This is a genomic window from Rhizobium oryzihabitans, assembly GCF_010669145.1.
In the GTDB taxonomy this organism is placed as follows: Bacteria; Pseudomonadota; Alphaproteobacteria; order Rhizobiales; family Rhizobiaceae; genus Agrobacterium; species Agrobacterium oryzihabitans.
The window spans coordinates 2,943,034-2,963,114 of the sequence record NZ_CP048632.1 but is presented as its reverse complement, the minus strand read 5'-3'; the positions used below and the strand labels follow the sequence as shown (position 1 = coordinate 2,963,114).

Below are 20,081 nucleotides of genomic sequence, written 5' to 3'. Positions count from 1 at the left end.
AAAACGCTCACGCGGTTTACCTCTTTGCCCATTTTCGTCACTCCGGTTCAAGGCCGGAATGGCCGAAGAAAACATCCCTTCCGCGTAATATCTGTGTTGCGTGCTATTGTGCTGTCTCAGCACATTTTCTCGCCGTTCGGCACCGGCTGCTCGACGGCGGCAAGAACGATGTCGCCATTGCCATCGGCAAAACCCAGCGTCAAAACCTCTGAGCGGAACGGGCCGATCTGGCGTGGCGGAAAATTCACCACGCCCAGCACCTGCCGGCCAATCAGGCTTTCCGGCGTATAATGCACCGTGATCTGCGCGGAAGATTTCTTGATGCCGATTTCCGGCCCGAAATCGATCTTCACCTTGATCGCCGGCTTGCGCGCTTCGGGAAAAGGCTCTGCCTCGACGATTGTGCCGACACGAATATCGACCTTCTCGAAATCGGCATAGGAAATTTCACCGCTCATGCCCTGCCCTTCAACCCGCCAGTTCTTCAGCGCGTGTTTTTGCGGCAGCAACAGCCTTGTCGAACAAGGGCTGCATGCCGTCTTCGGCCATCAGCACGGAAAGCGCCGCCGCCGTGGTGCCGCCCGGTGACGTCACGTTCTGGCGCAGCCGCGCGGCCTCATCGGAAGACTGGTGCAGCAGTTCGCCCGCACCGGCCACGGTTTCGCGCGCCAGACGCATGGCCACATCCGCCGGCAGACCAGCCTTGCGACCGGCTTCCGCCATGCATTCCACCAGATAGAATACATAGGCAGGGCCGCTTCCTGAAACGGCCGTCACCGCGTCGATATCGCCTTCGGTTTCCACCCATTCGACCGGACCGCTGACCTTCAGCAATCCATCCACCACGATTTTAAGCTCCGGCGTCACCAGTTCGTTCGCATAGGCCCCGGTCACACCGCGACCGACCATGGCCGGCGTGTTGGGCATGGCCCGCACGGCGGCAACCGGGCCGAAATGCGCGACGAAAGTACCGATTGTGGTACCGGCTGCGATCGACACGACGACCGTATCCGGCCCCAACAGAGGTTTCAGAGACGGCAGCACGGCGTCCATCATCTGCGGCTTTACGGCCACGAACAGAATGCCGGCCTTGACGCCCTCAGGCACGCTTTCCTTATGGGTGGCACCGGCTTCAGCAATCGTCGTCCGCATGGCGTCGGAAGGGCGCGGATCGATGACGATGACCTGGGACCCTGGCACACCCTTTTTCAGCCAGCCCGAAAGCAGAGCGCCGCCCATATTGCCCGCGCCGACGAGGACAAGCGGACCGGAAGCCTTGTACACCATCTTCAAGCTTCTCCGACGGTCTCGAACATGACCGCTTCGATTGCACTTTTCGCATCCAGCCCCGACCAGACGACGAACTGGAATGCCTGGTAATATTGTTCGCAAGCCTCCAGCGCGCTGGAAAGCAACACTTCAACCTGCTGATTGTTCGGTTCAGCGCCGCCTGCCAGAAGCAGGGACTGGCGGAAGATCACGACGTCTTCCTGCCGCCACAGATCGAAATGACCCATCAAAACCTGACCATTGACCTGCGACAGCAGGCGAATGACTTCGTTGACGCGCTGATCGGGTACCTTGATGTCGAAGGCGCAGGCAAGATGCAGCGCCTCGAATTCCTCCATCCAGGAGAAGGAAACGTGGTAATCGGCCCAGTGACCAGCCACCGTCATGGCGATCTCGTCTTCGCCGGAACGCTCGAACGACCAGTCGTTCGAGGCGGCGACAATCTCGATCATGTCCACGGGATTGGACTGACGCTCAATTTCAAATTCCATCAGGCTCATGCGGCACCTTCTCAGCCAGTACTGAATGTTCTGTTTTGAACGCCGGGCACAAAACGCACACACAAACCGGATTCAACACTTGAGACGATTGCCCGACACCATAAGAGTTACACATTCACCCTGTCTGGAGCTTACCAGGTTCGTTTCGAATCATCATTTAAAATCAGTGTATAATGGCCGAGTCCTGCTGCCACCCCTCGGTCGCCATTTTTGCTTTTTGAGCAGTGGATATCTTCTCCCCCATCACCTCAGGCGAGATACATAAGCGACTCTGGCAATTGCGTTTTTTGGAAGTGTCCACAGGCCTCAAAAAATTCGCGGGCGCAGGCATATTTGGACAACCGGGAACCATTCCGGGTTGCATCACTCCACAAACAAAAAGTCCCGGAATCGCAGGCGATCCGGGACCCATCAGGAAAACGCGCTTAAAAAATCAGTCGTTAGTGGCAGAAAGCTTTGCTTCCAGAGCCTCGATGCGCGCACGCAGCGCGTCGTTTTCGTCACGCGCCTTGATGGCCATTTCGCGCACCGCGTCGAATTCCTCGCGCCGCACCACATCCAGACTGTTCAGCCAGCGGTCTGCCTGCGCATGGAAGGCGGCCTCCGCTTCCTTGCGCACGCCCTGCGCCGCGCCTGCCGCATCGGTCATCAGCTTTGCGAATTCATCCAGAAAACGATTGGTGCCTGTCGTGCTCATGGCGCTGTTCCTTCGTCGGTTCAGGGAGCATTCCGCTCCCCGCTGTTGATGCCTTTCAGGTAGGCACTCGACAGCCGCCTTGCAAGCGAAATCGAAAAATGACGGCCTTTCGGCAGGGGCTCGGGCATTGCAATCCGCTCACGAAGATTAGCCTTGACCACCGCCTCGGCAATCGCCATTTTCCTTGGCGTCAGGGAGACCGGTGAGCATCATCGCCCGGCCCCTTGAGGCAATGGATCATTCTGTTGTCCGCCCAGCAACGATGACGGAATATACGGATTGATAGCCGCTCCCACCCAACTTGCCATCATGCCATTTCCCAATATCGACCCGGTCGCCCTCTCCATCGGGCCTCTGGCGATCCATTGGTATGGCATTGCCTATGTCGCCGGCATCATGCTCGGCTGGTTTTATGCCCGCCGCCTTGCCCGTACGGATCGCCTCTGGCCAAATGATACCTCGCCCATCTCCGCGCAGCATCTTGACGACTTCATCCTGTGGGCAGCCGGCGGCATCGTGCTCGGCGGGCGCATCGGCTATATCCTGTTTTACGATCTTGGCGCCGTCGCCGCCAATCCCATAAGGGCGCTGGAGATATGGAACGGCGGCATGTCGTTCCATGGCGGCCTCATCGGCACGACCATCGCCATGATCCTCTTTGCCCGCAGGAACGGCATCCCGGTCTGGAGCATGTTCGACGTCATCGCCGCCGTCGCGCCCATCGGCCTGCTGTTCGGCCGCATCGCGAATTTCATCAATGGCGAATTGTGGGGCCGCATCGCCGACGTTCCGTGGGCGGTCGTATTCCCGACCGGTGGCCCGTTTGCCCGGCACCCGAGCCAGCTTTACGAAGCCGCCCTCGAAGGCCTCGTGCTTGTCGTCATTCTGGCAATCGCCATCTACGCCTTCAGGGCGCTGAAGACACCCGGCATCGTCACCGGCATCTTCGTCTGCGGTTACGCGCTGTCGCGCATCTTCGTGGAATTCTTCCGCGAGCCGGATGCCCAGATCGGTTATCTGGCCGGCAACTGGCTGACCATGGGCATGGTGCTTTCCACGCCGATGTTCCTTCTGGGCCTCTGGGCAGTCCTGCGTGCGCGCCGCGCGACAAAAAGCGCCTAAGCGGTATGGCCTGCCATGACGACACCGCTTGCGCAACGTATCAAATCCCTTATCCGGCTCAACGGTCCGCTCAGCGTCACCGATTACTTCTCGCTTTGCCTCGCTGATCCCGAACACGGTTATTACAAGAGCCGCGAACCCTTCGGGCGCTCAGGTGATTTCATCACCGCGCCGGAGGTCAGCCAGCTTTTTGGCGAGATGCTCGGCGTTTTCGTGGTTCATGCCTGGCAGCGGCATGGTGCGCCCGCAGAGGCCCAACTGGTGGAAATCGGCCCCGGTCGCGGCACGATGATGTCCGACATGCTGCGCGTCATCCGCCGCATAGCACCGCCGCTTTACGAGACGATGCAGGTGCATCTGGTGGAGACCAGCCCTCGCCTTTCCGCCATCCAGAAGGAAACGCTTACCGCCCACGCCGACCGGCTGACATGGTATGAAAGCTTCGACGATGTGCCGGAAGGCTTCCTGCTCGTTGTCGCCAACGAGCTTTTCGACGCCATACCCATCCGGCAATTCGTCAGGACGCCGCAGGGTTTTCGCGAACGCATCGTCAGCCTCGATGTTAATGACGAACTCGTCTTCTCGACAGGCCTCGCCGGCATCGATCCGACGCTGCTGCCGCCTCTGCCCGAACGGCAGCCGGTCGGTACCATATTCGAAATCTCTCCCGCCCGCGAAGCCGTCATGACGGCGATCTGCCAGCGCCTGTCGATCCATGGCGGCACGGCGCTCGCCATCGATTACGGCCATCTGGTCGCCGGATTTGGTAACACATTGCAGGCCATGCGCGACCATGCCTTTGATCCGCCACTTGCCCATCCGGGGCAAGCGGATCTCACCAGCCATGTCGATTTCGAAAGCCTCGTCAGAACTGCCGAGGCAACCGGTGTGCATGTCAATGGCACCTTGAGACAGGGCGACTTTCTTTATGGACTCGGCCTCAAGGAGCGGGCAGCGGCGCTTGCCGCAAAGGCGACGCCCGACCAGACTCTTGAAATCGCTGAAGCCGTAAACCGTCTCGCCGGAGAAGGCGCCGGCAAGATGGGGAACTTTTCAAGGTCATCGCCGTTTCAAGTCCCGCGCTCCATCTCCTGCCGTTTCGCGCGGTGGATTGACAGCGCAATAACCTCTGGGCCAACATCGCCGCGACACACGAAGCAGGCACACTGCATCACACGCGCCGCGCAACGAAGCGGCAACAGGAAACATCTCGCTTGACCCATCCCACTGGCCAACGGCGATATTCTCCAAGGAACTCCCGCATCATGCAGAACGACACCTTGCCGCTCCCGATCCAGAGCCCCCTGCTCGCCGCCTTCAGCGAAAACCGCGTCCGTCACGGTTTTTTCACCCGGCAGGGCGGCGTCTCGGAAGGTCTCTATCAGGGTCTCAATGTCGGCCTCGGCTCCCATGACGAGCCGGAGCTGGTGCAGGAAAACCGCCGGCGCGTCACGCAATGGTTCGGCCTGTCCCCGGAACGTCTCGCGACCGTGCATCAGGTCCATTCCCCGGATGTCCTGGTGGTCGATGAAAGCTATGACGGCAGCCGCCCGCAGGCCGATGCGATGGTGACGTCGACGCCGGGCTTCGTACTCGGCGTGCTGAGCGCCGATTGTGGCCCGATCCTCTTTGCCGATGCGGAAGCCGGCGTCGTGGGCGCCGCCCATGCCGGCTGGAAGGGCGCCCTCTTCGGCGTGCTCGAAAACACCATCGAGACCATGGTAAAACTGGGCGCCAACCGCGACCGCATCGCCGCATCGCTGGGTCCTTCCATCAGCCAAGCCAATTACGAGGTCGGACCGGAATATATGGCCCGCTTCACCGATTTCGATCCCGCCTATGCTGCCTACTTCACCGCCTCGGAAAAAGACGGCCACGCACTGTTCGACCTCAAGCAGTTTACAATTGACCGTCTGGTCAAGACGGGTGTGCGGGCGGAAAATCTCGGCCTCTGCACTTATCCAGATGAAGACCGTTTCTATTCCTACCGCCGCACGACCCACCGGGCCGAGCCCGATTACGGGCGGCAGATTTCCGCAATCGCAATTCTGGAGGACTAAATGGCCCTGCACTTCGAGCTCTCGGAATTCGATGCCCGCCGCGAACGGCTGATTGCGAAGATGGCGGAGGAGAAGCTGGACGCCGTGCTGCTTTTCGCACAGGAAAGCATGTACTGGCTGACCGGTTACGACACTTTCGGCTACTGCTTCTTCCAGACGCTGGTGGTCAAGTCGGACGGTTCGATGACGCTTCTGACCCGTTCGGCGGATCTGCGCCAGGCGCGCAATACATCTACCATCGAAAATATTCTCGTCTGGGTCGACCGGCCCAATGCCGATCCCACGCTCGATCTCAAAAACCTCCTGAGCGATCTTGACCTGCTAGGTGCCAAGATCGGCGTGGAATACGACACCCACGGCATGACCGGGCGCGTCGCCCGCCTGCTGGACAACCAGCTTGCCAGCTTCTGCCAGATGATCGACGCCTCCTATCTGGTCAGCACGCTTCGGCTGGTTAAAAGCCCCGCCGAGATCGCCCATGCCAGGAGAGCCGGCCAATTGGCCGATGAGGCACTGGATGCGGCGCTGGAACTCATCAAGCCGGGTGCGGATGAGGCCGCTATCCTTGCAGCGATGCAGGGCGCGGTTCTGGCGGGCGGCGGCGATTATCCCGCCAATGAATTCATCATCGGCTCCGGGGCCGACGCGCTGCTGTGCCGTTACAAGGCCGGACGACGCAGGCTCGACGACAAGGATCAGCTGACGCTGGAATGGGCGGGTGTAAGCGCCCATTACCATGCCGCCATGATGCGCACCGTGGTGATCGGCGAACAGGATTTCCGGCAGAAGGAGCTTTACAGCGCCTGCCTGCAAAACCTCACCGCCATCGAGGACGTATTGCAGCCGGGCAAGACCTTCGGCGACGTCTTCGACGTGCATGCCCGTGTCATGGATGAACGCGGGCTGACCCGCCACCGGCTGAATTCCTGCGGTTATTCGCTTGGCGCACGTTTTTCCCCGTCCTGGATGGAGCACCAGATGTTCCACGCCGGTAATCCGCAGGAGATAACCAGCGACATGACGCTGTTCGTGCACATGATCGTGATGGATTCCGATTCAGGCACCGCCATGACGCTCGGCCAGACCTATCTGACAACGGACGGCGCTCCGGAGCCGCTCTCGCGTCATAGCCTCGATCTTCTCACAGCTTAAATTGCCACCGGGTTTGACAGAGCGGGAAAACCGGCCCTACATTGCCGCCACCTTGGGCAAGAAGGAGCGGAACATGAGAGGGAACGTCGCATGAGCCGGACAGGGCTCACCCCCTTTTTTCCAGCCCTCGTCGTTCCGGCGCTGGTGCTGGCCCTGTCGGCCTGTAACACGACTGAAGCGCTGACGCCGCAGGTGGATGTCGGCCACAATGGCTCACAATCGAGCCCGGTGACGCAGGGCGATCTCGACCAGATGGCCGCCGCCGCCGACCGCGCGCCTGTGGGCGCTCCGGCAACAGCCTCGTCCGTGCCTGCTTATGCGCCGCAGAACTCCCTGCAGGCGCAGGCACAGGCGCTTTCCAACGGCAACCAATATGGCGAGCCTCTCGGCCAAGGCCAGCCACCCGCCCAATCCCTGCCTGCCAGCCAGCCACAGCCGGCACAGCAGACGGCGGCTCTTGCCCCCGCCACTTCCGGCAACACCATCCGCTTCCTGCCGATCATCGGCGCGCCCGTTCAGGCCGTCACGCCGCTTTCGCGCCAGCTGGGCGCCGAGGCACGGGCAAAGGGGCTGACCATCCGCGCTTCAAACGACAATTCGGCTGAAAACATTCTGAAGGGATATTTCTCCGCCTTCGCCGATGGCAGCAAGGTCAATGTCATCTATGTCTGGGATGTGCTGGATGCCAATGGTGTCAGGCTTCACCGCCTGCAGGGGCAGGAAACGGTAGCAGCCAAAGGCAGCGATCCATGGGCCGCCGTGACCGACAGGGTCATGCAGGATATCGCGGCAAAAACACTCAACGACTATACGTCATGGAAGCAGTCTCAACGCGGATGAGGTGAAACGACGGGAGAAGTCACAGAGATTTCACGAAAATCATTGCGAAAGCGCGGAGTCCTCTTGCAATCGGAAGCAACAGCGCTATTAAGGCGCGCATGGCAACAAGGCGTATCCGGCAAAGGCTTTTCGGCCGGATGTTCCTCCCCTTGAACGACGCTTGGTTACGGCAAACACTTTTCCGTGGCGCAAGGCGATGGCATGGAAACAGGCGGCCGCAATGAAGGTTTTCGCAGGCAATTCGAACCGGCACCTTGCCGAAGCGATCTGCAAGTATCTCAACGTTCCCTTGGGAAATGCCACCGTAAAGCGGTTTGCTGACCAGGAAATTTTCGTAGAAATCAGTGAAAACGTGCGCGGCGAGGACGTTTTTCTCGTCCAGTCCACATCGTTTCCGGCAAACGATCATCTGATGGAACTGCTCATCATGATCGATGCCATGCGCCGCTCCTCGGCAAAGCGCATCACGGCGGTGCTTCCCTATTTCGGATACGCCCGCCAGGACCGCAAGGCCGGCCCCCGCACACCGATTTCCGCCAAACTCGTTGCCAATCTGATTACCGAAGCCGGTGCCGACCGCGTTCTCACCCTTGATCTCCATGCCGGCCAGATTCAGGGTTTCTTCGATATCCCCACCGACAACCTCTTCGCAGCGCCCATCCTGGCCCGCGATGTGAAGGACCACTACGACACCAACAACGTCATGGTCGTTTCACCCGATGTCGGCGGCGTTGTCCGCGCCCGTGCGCTGGCCAAGCGCCTCGACTGTCTGCTGGCCATCGTCGACAAGCGCCGTGACCGTCCGGGCGAATCCGAAGTCATGAACGTCATCGGCGACGTTTCCGGCAAGGATTGCATTCTCATCGACGACATCGTCGATTCCGGCGGTACGCTCTGCAATGCGGCGGAAGCACTTCTCAAGAAGGGCGCCACCAGCGTCACCGCCTACATCACCCACGGCGTGCTTTCCGGCGGCGCAGTTGCCCGCGTGGCCTCCTCGAAGCTGCGCGAACTCGTCATCACCGACAGCATCCAGCCCACCACTGCCGTCCAGTCCGCGCATAATATCCGCGTGGTCAGCACCGCAGGTCTGCTCGGCGAAGCGATCAACCGTACCGCGCAGGAACAGTCCGTTTCCGGCCTGTTCGACTGAAGCAGCGTTTCTCTCGCGCATCTGCAAAATCACTGCATCCGCACCGTCACCCCGGATTTAATCCGGGGTTCAGCGCGATCAAGTCCTTGATCGCAAAAGACTGGTTTCTCGCGGCTCAGACACGCCATGGCTAAATGCCGGTTCAAGACCGGCGTGACGAGAAGAGAGCCTACCAACTTTACCAGCAATCTCGGCCCCCGCAGAGATCGCACAATTCATTACGCACCGCTCAGGACGATGCCGTACCCGCATCCGGTGGCCGTTGCAGGCGTGTGGCGGCAGCCTTGATTTTCGGCCACCAGCGCCGGGCGCGGGCACGCACGGCATGGCTGCCATTGCGCCACAGGCTGATCGCATCGGCCGTGACCGCATCGCCGGTAAACACCTGGCGGTGACGGGAGATCGCCAGCGCCTTGTAAAGAAACAGCGTCGTCAGGGCGGAAAACAGAACCGACATTACCACATCGCTGAGGAAATGCCCGCCGGCCGCGATACGCAAGCCGGACATGAGGATGATGGCGCCAGCAGCGCTACCGCCCATGACGACACGCCCGCGCCATTGCAGGCGGTGCCAGAGAAGCACGCAGAGCGGCAGGAAAAAACTCGCGATGAGCGCGGTTTCGCCTGAAGAAAACGAACAGTTCGAATAACACTGCGTGCTGAACTGGAAAGGCGGCGTGAAAAGCTGCTGCCCGCCGAAATCGCTGACGCTGAATGGCCTCGCGCGGCCGATATTGGCTTTCAACACCCCGTTCACCAGCAGTCCGGCGCAGAGAACCACAGGCCCGCAGAGGAACGCCCAGACGCGCCAGCCCGTGCGCTGCAAGGAGCCCAGCCAGATGTTGCCGATAAAGACGATGAAGGCAAGCAGAGTGGCCAGTTCCGTCAACTCGCGCAATGTGTCGCGCAGCCATTCGGGAAGCGGCTCCCGGCCCGACCACAAACGCCCCTCGGGGGAAAAGAACAGCGAGGAAACCCAGAGATCGACGGAGGGGAAGGTCGCAAACAGGATGACGAGCGCCAATGTGGCGAATGTCACCCAGATCGTGATCCGCATATGCGCAAGATCATTGTCCATTGGCGACCCCCGGAATGCATTGCGGCGGCAGGCGCCAGATCCCGATTTCCCTGCCCTCCAGAAAGCCCGGCCCGGCGACCCAGCGGGAAAGCGGCGTTTCGCCGGCAAGGCAGGACGGCAGGGCATCCGCAATTGCCAGATACACCGGGTTTTTCGCCTCGCCTGATTTGAGCGGATAAAGAAGCGCATAGTGGCTGGAAGGAACACCGGTTTCCGGCAGCGCCCGAAGCAAGACCTGCTTCTCGTCGCGCAGCTGATAAAAAAGCTCGGCCAGAATGGAACGATCGGAAGCGACGATGGCATCTGCACCGGCTTCCTGCGCCCGCGCAAAGCCTGTCGACACCAGCTCCGAGCGGCCAAGATAACGCTTCATCGCCAACTCGCCGCTCGGCAGACGCAGTTCCGTTCCGGCAATCGTCATCATGGGCAGGGCGATGGCAACGATGCCGCCGAGCACAAGGGTGGAAACGGTGAGCCAGCGCCGGGATGCCAGCACCGGCACCGCCAGAAGCACGCCCGCCGCATAGGCTCCCACCGCCCAATTGGCGAGTGCCCGCGACATCAGCCCCTGCGCCGTGATCAGCAGCACGATCGGTACCGACAGCGCGACCAGAGCCCGGGCTTCGGCGGTTTTCGCACGGAACGTCGCGATGATCATGGCGACAAAAACGAAAGGCCCGACAACGCCCGCCTGCGAGAAGAAAAACTCGAGCGCCGGACCGATTTTCAGCTGGACACCATGCCAATTCGCATTATCGGCCGTGTGCCGGGCCGTCATGAAATCATGCGCCGCGTTCCACCACAGATTGGGAGCAATGACGGCGGCACAGACCACGAGGGCGATCGCGGCGTCATGCAGGCGGATGCGCCAGCCGACGCAAAGCCAGCCGGCGGCGATGAAGCAGGGCAGAAAATAGATCATCGCATATTTCGACATCAGCCCGAGGCCGAAACAGAGACCGAGCGCAACGCTCCATAGCACCGCCGCCTTGCCTTCGGCGCGTGCAAGCGCCAGCTTGCGCACTGAGATCATCGAGAGCGCGATGAACATCATCATCGGCGTATCGGTGGAGATCAGCAGGCTCCCAAGCGACACGGCCGGCAACGTCAGATAGATGACGGCGGCCAGTGCGGCGAGCCTGCTATCATAGATCATGCGCCCGAGAGCAAGGATCGCCACCGCTGCTGCGCCATGCACCACGGGTGCTGCCAGCCGCACCTGAAAGGTGCCCTCGCCGCCGCCCAGAATGCTGGCGGCGCGAATGAGCCAGCCGATCAGCGGCGGTTTGGAATAGGCGCCGAAGGCCATCTCCCGGCCCCATAGCCAATATTGCGCCTCATCGACGAAAAGATCGGTTCGGTTGAAGGCAAGCCCAAGGATGCGCAGCAGCGTCACAAGCACGATTGCCGCAAGCGCAAGTGTCATCCACTGGCGCTGCTCGCTTGCCTGCACATGGGGCAACGCCGCCGCATCATGCATGCTGGCGGCGTTCTGCATGGATCAACCAGAGATTACGGGCATAGATGAAGAGGCCGGACGCCTGCCCCATGACGAAAACCGGGTCTCGGCGCCAGATGGCATAGGACAGGAGTACCAGCCCGCCGAGAACAGAGAAATACCAGAAGGCCACCGGTATGACCGAACGGTTCGCCCGTTCCGACGAAATCCATTGAACCAGAAAACGCATGGTGAACAGCATCTGGCCCATGAAGCCGATGCAGACCCAGAGAAATTCCTTCCAGCTGTCGACATGCAGCATGGACCATAAGGCCGGTGTATTCACGGCGATGTCTCCGTTTTGAAGGTTTCAGCCCAGCTTGCCCGCTTGCGCCGGCGCAACAGCCAGGCAACGCCGATCAGATCGTGGATGCCGACAAGCGCGCGGCCGATATTGGTGTAATGGGAATTGCCATGCAGGCGCGCCCGATGCGTGACGTCGACATGGGCGACCTGCCAGCCGTCGCGGTTGAACAGCGCCGGAAAATAGCGGTGGTGATGATCGAAATAGGGCAAGGCGAGATAGGCGTCGCGGCGGAAGGCCTTGAGGCCGCAGCCGGTGTCCCGCGTGCCGTCCTTCAATATCCGCGCCCTCAAGCCGTTGGCGAAGCGGGAGGAAAGGCGCTTTCCAAGCGTATCGCGCCGGCCGACGCGCTGGCCGGCCACCAGCCCGAGCCGGCTCGGGGCAATGGCGGTAAGAAGGGGTGCGAGAAGTGCCGGCAGATTGTCCGGCGGGTTCTGACCGTCTCCATCAAGCATGCAGATGATCGGTGCACGCGCCGCCTGCACACCGCTATGGATTGCCGCCGATTGCCCGCCCTGACGGTCGTGCCGCACCAGCCGCAGCATGGGATAACGCCCGCCAAGTGAAAGTGCGACATCCGCCGTACGGTCGGAGGAGGCGTCGTCCACCACGATGATCTCAAACCGGCCAACGGGCTGACAGGCCGCAACGATCTCCGCGACAAGCGTTTCGACGCTCGCTTCTTCATTGTGCATGGGCACGACAACGGCGAAATCCGGGGTCGATCTCACAGGGGCTCCGTCATATCCGTCTGCGCGTGTGCCGCAAACATCGTCGATAGTGGCAGGAGAAGGAGCGCGAAAAGCTTGCATGAATATGAACAGCCGTTGAACTTCGCACGGTATGCGCCCGTTCTATTGCAGTTTTATTACGGTTTACTGTGCGGCAGCGAGGGGCGATTTTCTCGCGGTATGCGGGAAATAATCATACAATTCTCAAGCGCTTTAACGCGACCGTAAACAATTGTTGCGACCCTGCGGCCACGTTTTTTTGGGGGGAGGAAACAGGATGCCGGGTGTAAATCCGACTGCTGTCAAAGCTAAATCATTGTCAATCAAGGCCAAATTTGCAGCGCTCGTCACGGGCGCAACGCTGGTTTCATGTCTGGCCGTGGGGCTGTTGTCCTATGAGATGGGCAAGTCTGGCCTGATCGACGCAAGCGAAATCAGGCTCGAAACGGTTGCGGGAAACCAGTCCAAGCAGCTTGATGCCTATACGCTGCGCGTAGAACAAAGCATTTCAGAACTGTCGCAAAATGCCGCGATCGCACAGGCGCTGGAAACCATGACCAACGTCGTGCCGACGGAAAAGGATGCGATCATCCAGGCTTTCCGCCGCGAAGGCGTATCCGAGGAAGAGCGCGCCTCCTTCAATGGCGAAGGATTGCGGTTGCTCTACGCCATCCGCCACGCGACGATCAACGCGGCCATTGCCAGCGTCTGGCGCAACACCCGGGTCAGCGACATCTATGTGATCGACAAGACCGGTCTCATTATCTATTCCGTGACCAAGGGCAAAAACTTCCTGACCAATGTGACGGAACCGCAAAACAGCGCGATCAAGGAATTGTTCGATCGCATCGAAACCGGCAAGGACGGCGTCGTCAGCACCACCGGGTTCAGCAGTGGCAATGATTCGGCCATGATCGGCATGCCGCTCGCGGTCTCGAACTGGGGCCAGCTGCAGCGCAAGGGCGCTGTCATCATGCGCATTTCGCCCGACCGCATCGGCGCGGTGGTGACGCCCGAGGAGACAGGCAAGTCCATCGACGACGCCGTTCTTCTGAGCGCCGAGGGCAAACTCAGGGCGGGCGTGCTCTCGGGCGGGGCGGATGCCGCCGTTTCCGAAAGCCTCGTGGCCCTTTCGAACACCAGCGAAGCAGGAACGGTTATGGCGCAGACGCCTGCCGGCAACATCTTTTACGCCTATCGCCCGGTCTCCGTCTTCGGACAGAAGCATCTTCTCGCGATCGGCCAGCAGGAGAGCAAGGTTCTCGCCGCCGCCAACGATCTGGCCTTCTGGGCAACGCTTGCGACACTGGCGGTCCTTGCCATCATGACGCTCATCGGTATTTTCGTTTCCGCCAGCCTGACCAAGCCGCTGACCGGCCTTGCCGGGCTGATGGAACGTCTGAACGGCGGTGAAAACGATATCGAGATCAAGGCGGTTTCCCGCGGCGACGAGATCGGCACCATGGCCCGCGCGCTGGAATCCTTCCGCCAGGGCATTCTCGACAAGCAGCACATGGAAGCCGAGTCCCATCGCAAGAGCGAGGAACTGGACGAAGAACGCGCCCAGCGTGAAATGGAAAAGGCCAGAAGCGCTCAGGAGCTGGAAGAGGCCGTCGACGCCCTTGCAACCGGTCTTGCCAATCTTGCGGCCGGCAGGCTCGATCTGCGCATCGAAAAGTCCTTCGTGCCGTCGCTCGACCATCTGCGCATCGACTTCAACAACTCCATCGCGGGGCTGGATGCAACGATCTCCAGCATCGGCGAGAGCGCCAATGCCATCCGCTCCGGCTCCGGTGAGCTGAAAAGCGCATCGGAAGATCTGTCGCGGCGCACGGAACGCCAGGCTGCGGCACTCGAGGAAGCGGCTGCCGCACTCGGAGACATGACGCAGGCCGTCAATGTCTCCCTCTCACGCTGCAACGTCGCCGTCGAGGCAACGGCGGGCACGATGCAGGACGCCCATAAATCCACGGCCGTCGTGAAGGAAGCAATCGTCGCCATGGAACGCATCGAGACCTCATCGGCCAAGATCCGCCAGATCATCGACGTCATCGACCAGATCGCCTTCCAGACCAATCTGCTGGCGCTGAATGCCGGTGTGGAAGCCGCCCGCGCCGGCGAGGCCGGCAAGGGCTTTGCGGTCGTGGCGCAGGAGGTGCGGGAACTCGCCCAGAAATCGGCGGCCGCCGCCCGTGACATCACGACGCTGATCGCCACGTCCGCAGGCGATGTGGAAAGCGGCGTGGCACTGGTGCTGAAGACCGGCGAAAGCCTCGAGCAGATCCAGAAACGCATCCAGTCGGTCAACGACCAGATCGGCGAAATCGCCACCGCGTCGCGCGAACAGTCGGGCCGCCTCAGCGAAATCAATGCCTCGGTCAACGAACTCGACCATGTCACCCAGCAGAACGCGGCGATGGTGGAGGAAACGACGGCTGCGGCCTTCTCGCTGGCGAACGAGGCGGATGGCCTGACCGAGCAGGTGGGACAATTCTCGGTGGGTGAAGCCCGACAGCGGGACCAGCGCTACGCGGCCTGATCGGCACAAAAAGAGCGAGGATGACGGAGGAGAAGTTTTCCGCTCCCCGTCATCAAAAAGGCCGGAGGCAGAACCTCCGGCCTTTTATTTTGCCTGAAAACCCGATCCGGGCTCCCAGGGGCCAGAGCCCCTGGGAACACGCCGGCTTGATCGTGACGATCCGTCGCCGGCTTCCGGGGAGGAACTCAGAAGAAGCCGACCTTGTTCGGGCTGTAGGATACGAGCAGGTTCTTGGTCTGCTGGTAGTGATCGAGCATCATCTTGTGCGTCTCACGACCAATGCCCGACTGCTTGTAACCGCCGAAAGCGGCACCCGCCGGATAGACATGGTAGCAGTTCGTCCACACACGGCCCGCTTCGATGCCCCTGCCCGCCCGATAGGCGACATTGGTGTCGCGGCTCCACACGCCTGCACCCAGACCGTAAACCGTGTCATTGGCGATTTCGAGCGCTTCCTCCACCGTCTTGAAGGTGGTGACGGAAACAACCGGGCCGAAGATTTCCTCCTGGAAAATCCGCATCTTGTTGTTGCCTTCGAACACCGTCGGCTGGATGTAATAGCCATCCTTCAGGTCGCCCGTGAGCGTCTTACGGTCGCCGCCGGTCAGAACCTTGGCACCTTCCTTCTTGCCGATATCGAGATAGCTCATGATCTTGTCGAACTGTTCCTGCGAAGCCTGTGCGCCAAGCATGGTCGACGGATTGAGCGGGTCGTCCTGGCTGATGGCCTGAACGCGCTTGATGGCCTTTTCCATGAAGCGGTCGTAGATCGATTCATGCACCAGCGCACGTGACGGGCATGTACAGACCTCACCCTGGTTGAGCGCGAAGAAGGCAAAACCTTCGAGCGCCTTGTCGAGGAAGGCGTCGTCTTCGTTCATCACATCGGCAAAGAAGATGTTTGGCGACTTGCCGCCCAGCTCCAGCGTGATGTTGGTGACGTTGTCAGCCGCATAACGCATGATTTCCTTGCCGACCGAGGTAGAGCCGGTGAAGGCGATCTTGGCGATGCGACTGCTCTGCGCCAGCGGCTTGCCGGCTTCAAGACCGGTACCATTGACGATGTTGAGAACGCCGGGCGGCAGGAGATCTTCGATAAGCTCCATGACAACCAGAATGGAGGCAGGCGTCTGTTCGGCCGGCTTCAGCACGACGCAATTGCCGGCGGCAAGAGCGGGCGCGAGTTTCCAGGCGGCCATCAGGATCGGGAAGTTCCACGGTATGATCTGGCCGACAACGCCGAGCGGTTCATGGAAATGATAGGCAACCGTGTCGTTGTCGATTTCGCCGATCGTGCCTTCCTGTGCGCGGATGCAGCCCGCGAAATAACGGAAATGGTCGATCGTCAGCGGAATATCCGCATTGGTGGTTTCACGCAGCGGCTTGCCGTTATCCCAGGTTTCGGCCCGCGCGATGAGGTCGAGATTATCCTCGATGCGCTGGGCGATCCTGAGCAGGATGTTGGAGCGTTCCGTTACACTCGTCTTGCCCCATTTTTCGCGTGCCTTGTGGGCCGCATCCAGTGCCAGCTCGATATCGGCCGCATCGGAACGCGGAACCTCGCAGATCTTGTGACCCGTCACCGGTGAAAGATTGTCCATGTAGCGGCCGGATTTCGGTTCCACCCACTTGCCGCCGATGTAGTTGCCGTATTTCAGCTTGAAGGGCGCTTCGCCGGCTTTCTGCTGAACCTGAATATTCATGATTTCATCCTCCCTGATGAAAACGGTCCGCGACGGACCGCATGGGAGGAAGGTGGGCCTAGATGGCAACGGCGGGTAGTGGGGCGGCGTGGTTCCGCATCGCACATTGTCTCACATCTGCGACAAACCCGCGCGACAGATCGGTCTGGCAGCCAATCGAGCCGTTTTTCGCCTGAAATGATGCTCGAATTCAGCCAGAACCCTCTATTTCAAGGGTTCTGCTCTCAATGCACGGCAAGCTTCTTCATCTTGCGGTGAAGTGTGGCCCGGCTGATGCCGAGCAGGGATGCGGCCTGCGTGACATTGCCATTCGTGCGCGAAAGAACGCGGCGCAACGCCGAACGCTCCGCTTCCGCAAGGTCGGAACCGCCGTCGTGGCGCTGTTCCTGCAAAATATCGGCGGCAGGTACCCCCTGCGCGATGACATGGTCATCGAGCTTCAGCGCAAGACGTGCCGCACGTGTTGCCCCCAGAACGAGATCGTCCTGATCCACGGCAAGCAGCGAAAGGGCAGCACCAAAGCTCGTCGGCACCACGACGATGCGCGCACCGGGAAAGGCTCGGCGGAAAAGATTGCCCTCAATGCGTTGTGCCGCATCCCTCACCGCCTGGGTGACGAAGGAGAAGGTCATCTCGTTGATGTCGTCACGGCAGGTGGAAATATCGAGCGCGCCCGTCACTCTGCCGGTATGGTCGCGGATCGGCGCGGTGGTGCAGCAAAGCTCGGTATTCGATGTGAAGAAGTGCTGATCGCGATAGACCACCACCGAACGCTCGTCGACGAGCGCCGTGCCGATACCGTTGGTGCCGACGCTCGCCTCGCTCCAGACAGCGCCGGACCAGAGTCCGAGCGCGCGAAAATCACGGTCGTCGCCGGCGGCACCCCGGCGTTCCAGCGCAACGCCCTGCGCATCGGTCAAAAGCAGGCAGCAGCCGGACTTGCCGACGCTGTGAAAAATACGGTCGAGTTCATCAGTGCTTTCGGCAATCAGGCCGGCTGCACTTTCGCGGGCGCGGCGAAATTCGAACTCGCTCAAGAAGATGGGCTTGCGATTTTCTTCGGGCGCAAGACGATGCTTGACCATGCAACGGCGCCATGAAGCGATAATCGGTGAACTTGCGGCTGCGGAACGCTGTCGCGCGGTCTCATACACGCGTTCTGCATGGGCGATGTCTGTCGGCATTCGCTCCTCCCAAAGCTTTTCGGCGATGGTGCGCTGGAAGCGTTCACGTTTCAACTAAAAACTTCGCGACCGTTACTCCCCGGCGCAACCGCGGGCTGCGCCGGACGATCAGACAGCCTTGAAGTAACGCCGGCCGGCTGCGATTTCCGGCTCGTCATCCACCGTCAGGAAGGTGTCGTCAACGAGATTGGCGATAGAGGTCAAAGGCCCCGGCCGGCCAAAGAAGAAGCCCTGCACTTGCAGGCAACCTTCGCGACGCAGGAATTCGATATGGGCCTTGGTCTCCACCCCTTCCGCCAGCACCGGGATATTGAGGCTGTGCGCGAGAATGAGCGTCGAGCGGACAATTGCCTCCGACTGTAGGTTGGTCGACAGGCCATCGATGAAGGCACGGTCGATCTTGATCTTGTCGAAAGGGAAGCTTTGCAGGGTGGACAGGGAAGAATAGCCTGTGCCGTAGTCATCCATGGCGATCTTGACGCCGAGCGCCTTGAGTTTGCGGATGGTGACGAGCGCGTGGCGATGGTCGGCGATAATGCTGCCTTCCGTGATTTCCAGTTCGAGCCTTTCCGGCGCAAGCCCCGTATCAGCGAGAATTCTCTCGACCTTTTCGGGGAAATCATTGTCCGCAAGCTGCTGCGGCGCGACATTGACGGCGATGGAAAGCGATTTCTTCCAGAGAGCCGCCTGCGCGCAGGCTTCCCGCAGAACCCATTCGCCCAAGTCAACGATGAATCCGGTCTGTTCGGCGATCGGAATGAATTCGGCAGGTGATACCATGCCGCGCTCCGGTCGGTTCCAGCGCAAAAGCGCCTCGAAACCGACAATGCTGCCGCTTCTGGTGTCGTTCTGCTGCTGATAATAAAGCTCGAATTCGTTATTGGCGAGGCCGCTGCGCATGGCGATCGCAAGGACGTTGCGCTCGCGGGCGGCCTCATCCATGGATTTGTCGTAAAAGCAGATCGTATCCGACGTCCCGCTTTTTGCGCGGTACATGGCGACGTCGGCCTGCGCCATCAGCGTATCGGCGTCAATGGCGCTGGTGTTGCGCACCGATATGCCAACGCTCGCACCCACGCAGAATGTCTGCCCGCTCCATTCGACCGGCCTGCTGATCTGCTCGATCAGACGTTGGGCAAATTCCGCACCGTCGGCGCGGGTATAATAGGAATGGGTCATCGCCACGAACTCGTCGCCGCCCATGCGCGCCAGAAATTCTCCGGCTTTCAGTACGGAACTCGCCCGGTCGGCAATGGCGCGCAGCACGGCATCACCCGCCGCATGACCATGCACGTCGTTGATCTCCTTGAAACGGTCGAGATCGATCGACAGAAGTGCGGTATGCGCACCCATGGAAACATGACGCGTGCGGCGATTGAGATGCTCGATAAAGGCCGCCCGGTTGGGAATGCCCGTCAGCGGATCATGCAGCGAAAGGTGGCGATAGCGAGCAACAGCCTGCTGGGTGGACTGGGCATCGATGACATAGGTGGAAAGTCCGAGCGCCAGCAACAGCAGCGTGACTGCAATGGCCCCCCCACCCATGACCGCCGGCGGCAGAAGATTTTCCGAAATGACGATGCGCGGATCAAACGCGAACGACATCGAGGCCATGCCGGTATAATGCATCGAGGCGATGGCGAGGATGAGGAAGGTGACCGCGCTGTACTGGCAGAACCAGTTGACCGGGCGTGCGACCCGATTGATCGCGACAGCGCCCAGCACCGCACCCAGCACCAGCGAGGCGATGACATAGGCCTGGCTCCAGAAAATCATGCCCTGAACATTGTAGGCAGCCATGCCGGTATAATGCATGGCGGCAATGCCGAGGCCGAGTATCATCCCGCCCGCTTCCACCAGCACGCTACGTCCGCCATAGGCGGAAATGCCGAAACCGGCGGTCGTGGTCACAATGGCGATGAGCAGCGACAGCCCCGTCAGATAGGGGTCGTAACCCACGTCACCGGCAGCGACATAACCCAGCATCGCCACGAAATGGGTCGTCCATATCGCCGCGCCGCCATTCACACCCGCTAGAAACAGCCAGTTGATCTTCTGTACCCCCGTTGCCAGACGCGCCCTCGAAAAAAGACGCATTGTAACGAAGCTTCCGAGCATGCAGACGAAGACCGCTGCGGCGGTATATCGATAGTCGTGATCGACGGCGAGGCATTGCAGAACTTTGAGCATTGTCATCTACACAATTGGAATTCCGGAACGCTTTATCATT

General features: G+C 60.5%; 18 protein-coding genes and 1 pseudogene. 7 read left to right on the top strand and 12 right to left on the bottom strand.

Annotated elements, in window-relative coordinates; genetic code table 11:
• Nucleotides 1–116 precede the first annotated feature (116 nt).
• The 5 genes from G3A56_RS14920 to G3A56_RS14900 all read right to left on the bottom strand — a co-directional run bounded on the left by G3A56_RS14920 (nt 117) and on the right by G3A56_RS14900 (nt 2,666).
• Nucleotides 117–458 carry a tRNA-binding protein gene (locus tag G3A56_RS14920; RefSeq protein ID WP_035242149.1) on the bottom strand — a complete coding sequence of 114 codons (342 nt, stop codon included), beginning with the start codon at nt 456–458 and terminating at the stop codon, nt 117–119.
• A 10-nt stretch (nt 459–468) separates the two neighbouring features.
• Nucleotides 469–1,287, bottom strand: a complete 819-nt coding sequence (proC, locus tag G3A56_RS14915) for a pyrroline-5-carboxylate reductase (protein WP_082182704.1) — start codon at nt 1,285–1,287, stop codon at nt 469–471.
• Between the two features lie 2 nt (nt 1,288–1,289).
• Nucleotides 1,290–1,790 (bottom strand): type III secretion system chaperone family protein, encoded by a 501-nt coding sequence (locus G3A56_RS14910; protein WP_003494682.1) that lies wholly within the window; start codon nt 1,788–1,790, stop codon nt 1,290–1,292.
• A gap of 433 nt (nt 1,791–2,223) precedes the next feature.
• Complete coding sequence (locus G3A56_RS14905) at nt 2,224–2,487, bottom strand: accessory factor UbiK family protein (protein ID WP_082182705.1); 264 nt, start codon at nt 2,485–2,487, stop codon at nt 2,224–2,226.
• 20 nt (nt 2,488–2,507) lie between these two features.
• The gene (locus G3A56_RS14900) at nt 2,508–2,666 is read right to left on the bottom strand and encodes a hypothetical protein (RefSeq protein WP_003494678.1); all 159 of its coding nucleotides are present in this window, start codon (nt 2,664–2,666) and stop codon (nt 2,508–2,510) included.
• A 130-nt stretch (nt 2,667–2,796) separates the two neighbouring features.
• Between G3A56_RS14900 and lgt the strand changes: the two genes are divergently transcribed.
• The 6 genes and pseudogenes from lgt to G3A56_RS14870 all read left to right on the top strand — a co-directional run bounded on the left by lgt (nt 2,797) and on the right by G3A56_RS14870 (nt 8,814).
• A complete protein-coding gene (lgt, locus tag G3A56_RS14895) occupies nt 2,797–3,609 on the top strand; it encodes a prolipoprotein diacylglyceryl transferase (protein WP_164056676.1) in 813 nt (270 codons plus the stop codon).
• Nucleotides 3,610–3,624: 15 nt separating this feature from the next.
• A pseudogene (locus G3A56_RS14890) lies at nt 3,625–4,724 on the top strand (class I SAM-dependent methyltransferase).
• Nucleotides 4,725–4,874: 150 nt separating this feature from the next.
• Nucleotides 4,875–5,669, top strand: coding sequence for a peptidoglycan editing factor PgeF (gene pgeF, locus G3A56_RS14885; protein ID WP_082182708.1), 795 nt, complete (start codon nt 4,875–4,877; stop codon nt 5,667–5,669).
• Nucleotides 5,670–6,821 (top strand): M24 family metallopeptidase, encoded by a 1,152-nt coding sequence (locus G3A56_RS14880; protein ID WP_082182709.1) that lies wholly within the window; start codon nt 5,670–5,672, stop codon nt 6,819–6,821.
• A gap of 90 nt (nt 6,822–6,911) precedes the next feature.
• On the top strand, nt 6,912–7,661 hold the full coding sequence (locus G3A56_RS14875; protein WP_082182710.1) for a hypothetical protein: 750 nt from the start codon (nt 6,912–6,914) through the stop codon (nt 7,659–7,661).
• Between the two features lie 220 nt (nt 7,662–7,881).
• Entirely contained in the window at nt 7,882–8,814 is a 933-nt protein-coding gene (locus tag G3A56_RS14870) for a ribose-phosphate pyrophosphokinase (RefSeq protein WP_035220711.1), read from the top strand.
• Nucleotides 8,815–9,043: 229 nt separating this feature from the next.
• Here the strand turns inward: G3A56_RS14870 and G3A56_RS14865 are convergent, their stop codons facing one another.
• The 4 genes from G3A56_RS14865 to G3A56_RS14850 are packed head-to-tail and all read right to left on the bottom strand — an operon-like array spanning nt 9,044 to nt 12,512.
• Nucleotides 9,044–9,892 carry a phosphatase PAP2 family protein gene (locus G3A56_RS14865; RefSeq protein ID WP_082182711.1) on the bottom strand — a complete coding sequence of 283 codons (849 nt, stop codon included), beginning with the start codon at nt 9,890–9,892 and terminating at the stop codon, nt 9,044–9,046.
• Complete coding sequence (locus tag G3A56_RS14860; protein WP_164056485.1) at nt 9,882–11,390, bottom strand: ArnT family glycosyltransferase; 1,509 nt, start codon at nt 11,388–11,390, stop codon at nt 9,882–9,884. Before G3A56_RS14860 ends, G3A56_RS14865 begins: the two co-directional genes overlap by 11 nt.
• On the bottom strand, nt 11,365–11,652 hold the full coding sequence (locus G3A56_RS14855) for a lipid-A-disaccharide synthase N-terminal domain-containing protein (RefSeq protein ID WP_003494659.1): 288 nt from the start codon (nt 11,650–11,652) through the stop codon (nt 11,365–11,367). The genes G3A56_RS14860 and G3A56_RS14855 overlap by 26 nt, the downstream gene beginning before the upstream one ends.
• A 20-nt stretch (nt 11,653–11,672) precedes the next feature.
• Nucleotides 11,673–12,512: a glycosyltransferase family 2 protein gene (locus tag G3A56_RS14850; RefSeq protein WP_082182713.1), complete on the bottom strand. Its 840-nt coding sequence runs from the start codon at nt 12,510–12,512 to the stop codon at nt 11,673–11,675.
• 190 nt (nt 12,513–12,702) lie between these two features.
• Between G3A56_RS14850 and G3A56_RS14845 the strand changes: the two genes are divergently transcribed.
• Nucleotides 12,703–14,964 carry a methyl-accepting chemotaxis protein gene (locus tag G3A56_RS14845; RefSeq protein ID WP_082182714.1) on the top strand — a complete coding sequence of 754 codons (2,262 nt, stop codon included), beginning with the start codon at nt 12,703–12,705 and terminating at the stop codon, nt 14,962–14,964.
• Between the two features lie 185 nt (nt 14,965–15,149).
• On the opposite strand, the gene adh is transcribed toward G3A56_RS14845, so the two are convergent.
• The 3 genes from adh to G3A56_RS14830 form a co-directional block, all read right to left on the bottom strand.
• Nucleotides 15,150–16,667, bottom strand: a complete 1,518-nt coding sequence (adh, locus tag G3A56_RS14840; protein WP_082182715.1) for an aldehyde dehydrogenase — start codon at nt 16,665–16,667, stop codon at nt 15,150–15,152.
• A 224-nt stretch (nt 16,668–16,891) separates the two neighbouring features.
• Complete coding sequence (locus tag G3A56_RS14835) at nt 16,892–17,851, bottom strand: helix-turn-helix domain-containing protein (RefSeq protein WP_082184480.1); 960 nt, start codon at nt 17,849–17,851, stop codon at nt 16,892–16,894.
• 108 nt (nt 17,852–17,959) lie between these two features.
• Nucleotides 17,960–20,041, bottom strand: coding sequence for a putative bifunctional diguanylate cyclase/phosphodiesterase (locus G3A56_RS14830; RefSeq protein ID WP_082184481.1), 2,082 nt, complete (start codon nt 20,039–20,041; stop codon nt 17,960–17,962).
• Nucleotides 20,042–20,081 lie beyond the last annotated feature (40 nt).

Excerpts from the sequence above, each read along its gene's own strand:
- G3A56_RS14865 (WP_082182711.1), bottom strand. The coding sequence starts at position 9,892 with ATGGACAATGATCTTGCGCATATGCGGATCACGATCTGGGTGACATTC.
- G3A56_RS14905 (WP_082182705.1), bottom strand. The coding sequence starts at position 2,487 with ATGAGCACGACAGGCACCAATCGTTTTCTGGATGAATTCGCAAAGCTG.
- G3A56_RS14845 (WP_082182714.1), top strand. The coding sequence starts at position 12,703 with ATGCCGGGTGTAAATCCGACTGCTGTCAAAGCTAAATCATTGTCAATC.
- G3A56_RS14910 (WP_003494682.1), bottom strand. The coding sequence starts at position 1,790 with ATGAGCCTGATGGAATTTGAAATTGAGCGTCAGTCCAATCCCGTGGAC.
- G3A56_RS14855 (WP_003494659.1), bottom strand. The coding sequence starts at position 11,652 with ATGCTGCATGTCGACAGCTGGAAGGAATTTCTCTGGGTCTGCATCGGC.
- G3A56_RS14830 (WP_082184481.1), bottom strand. The coding sequence starts at position 20,041 with ATGCTCAAAGTTCTGCAATGCCTCGCCGTCGATCACGACTATCGATAT.
- G3A56_RS14900 (WP_003494678.1), bottom strand. The coding sequence starts at position 2,666 with ATGGCGATTGCCGAGGCGGTGGTCAAGGCTAATCTTCGTGAGCGGATT.
- lgt (WP_164056676.1), top strand. The coding sequence starts at position 2,797 with ATGCCATTTCCCAATATCGACCCGGTCGCCCTCTCCATCGGGCCTCTG.
- G3A56_RS14835 (WP_082184480.1), bottom strand. The coding sequence starts at position 17,851 with ATGCCGACAGACATCGCCCATGCAGAACGCGTGTATGAGACCGCGCGA.
- proC (WP_082182704.1), bottom strand. The coding sequence starts at position 1,287 with ATGGTGTACAAGGCTTCCGGTCCGCTTGTCCTCGTCGGCGCGGGCAAT.
- pgeF (WP_082182708.1), top strand. The coding sequence starts at position 4,875 with ATGCAGAACGACACCTTGCCGCTCCCGATCCAGAGCCCCCTGCTCGCC.
- G3A56_RS14870 (WP_035220711.1), top strand. The coding sequence starts at position 7,882 with ATGAAGGTTTTCGCAGGCAATTCGAACCGGCACCTTGCCGAAGCGATC.
- G3A56_RS14875 (WP_082182710.1), top strand. The coding sequence starts at position 6,912 with ATGAGCCGGACAGGGCTCACCCCCTTTTTTCCAGCCCTCGTCGTTCCG.
- G3A56_RS14880 (WP_082182709.1), top strand. The coding sequence starts at position 5,670 with ATGGCCCTGCACTTCGAGCTCTCGGAATTCGATGCCCGCCGCGAACGG.
- G3A56_RS14860 (WP_164056485.1), bottom strand. The coding sequence starts at position 11,390 with ATGCAGAACGCCGCCAGCATGCATGATGCGGCGGCGTTGCCCCATGTG.
- G3A56_RS14920 (WP_035242149.1), bottom strand. The coding sequence starts at position 458 with ATGAGCGGTGAAATTTCCTATGCCGATTTCGAGAAGGTCGATATTCGT.
- adh (WP_082182715.1), bottom strand. The coding sequence starts at position 16,667 with ATGAATATTCAGGTTCAGCAGAAAGCCGGCGAAGCGCCCTTCAAGCTG.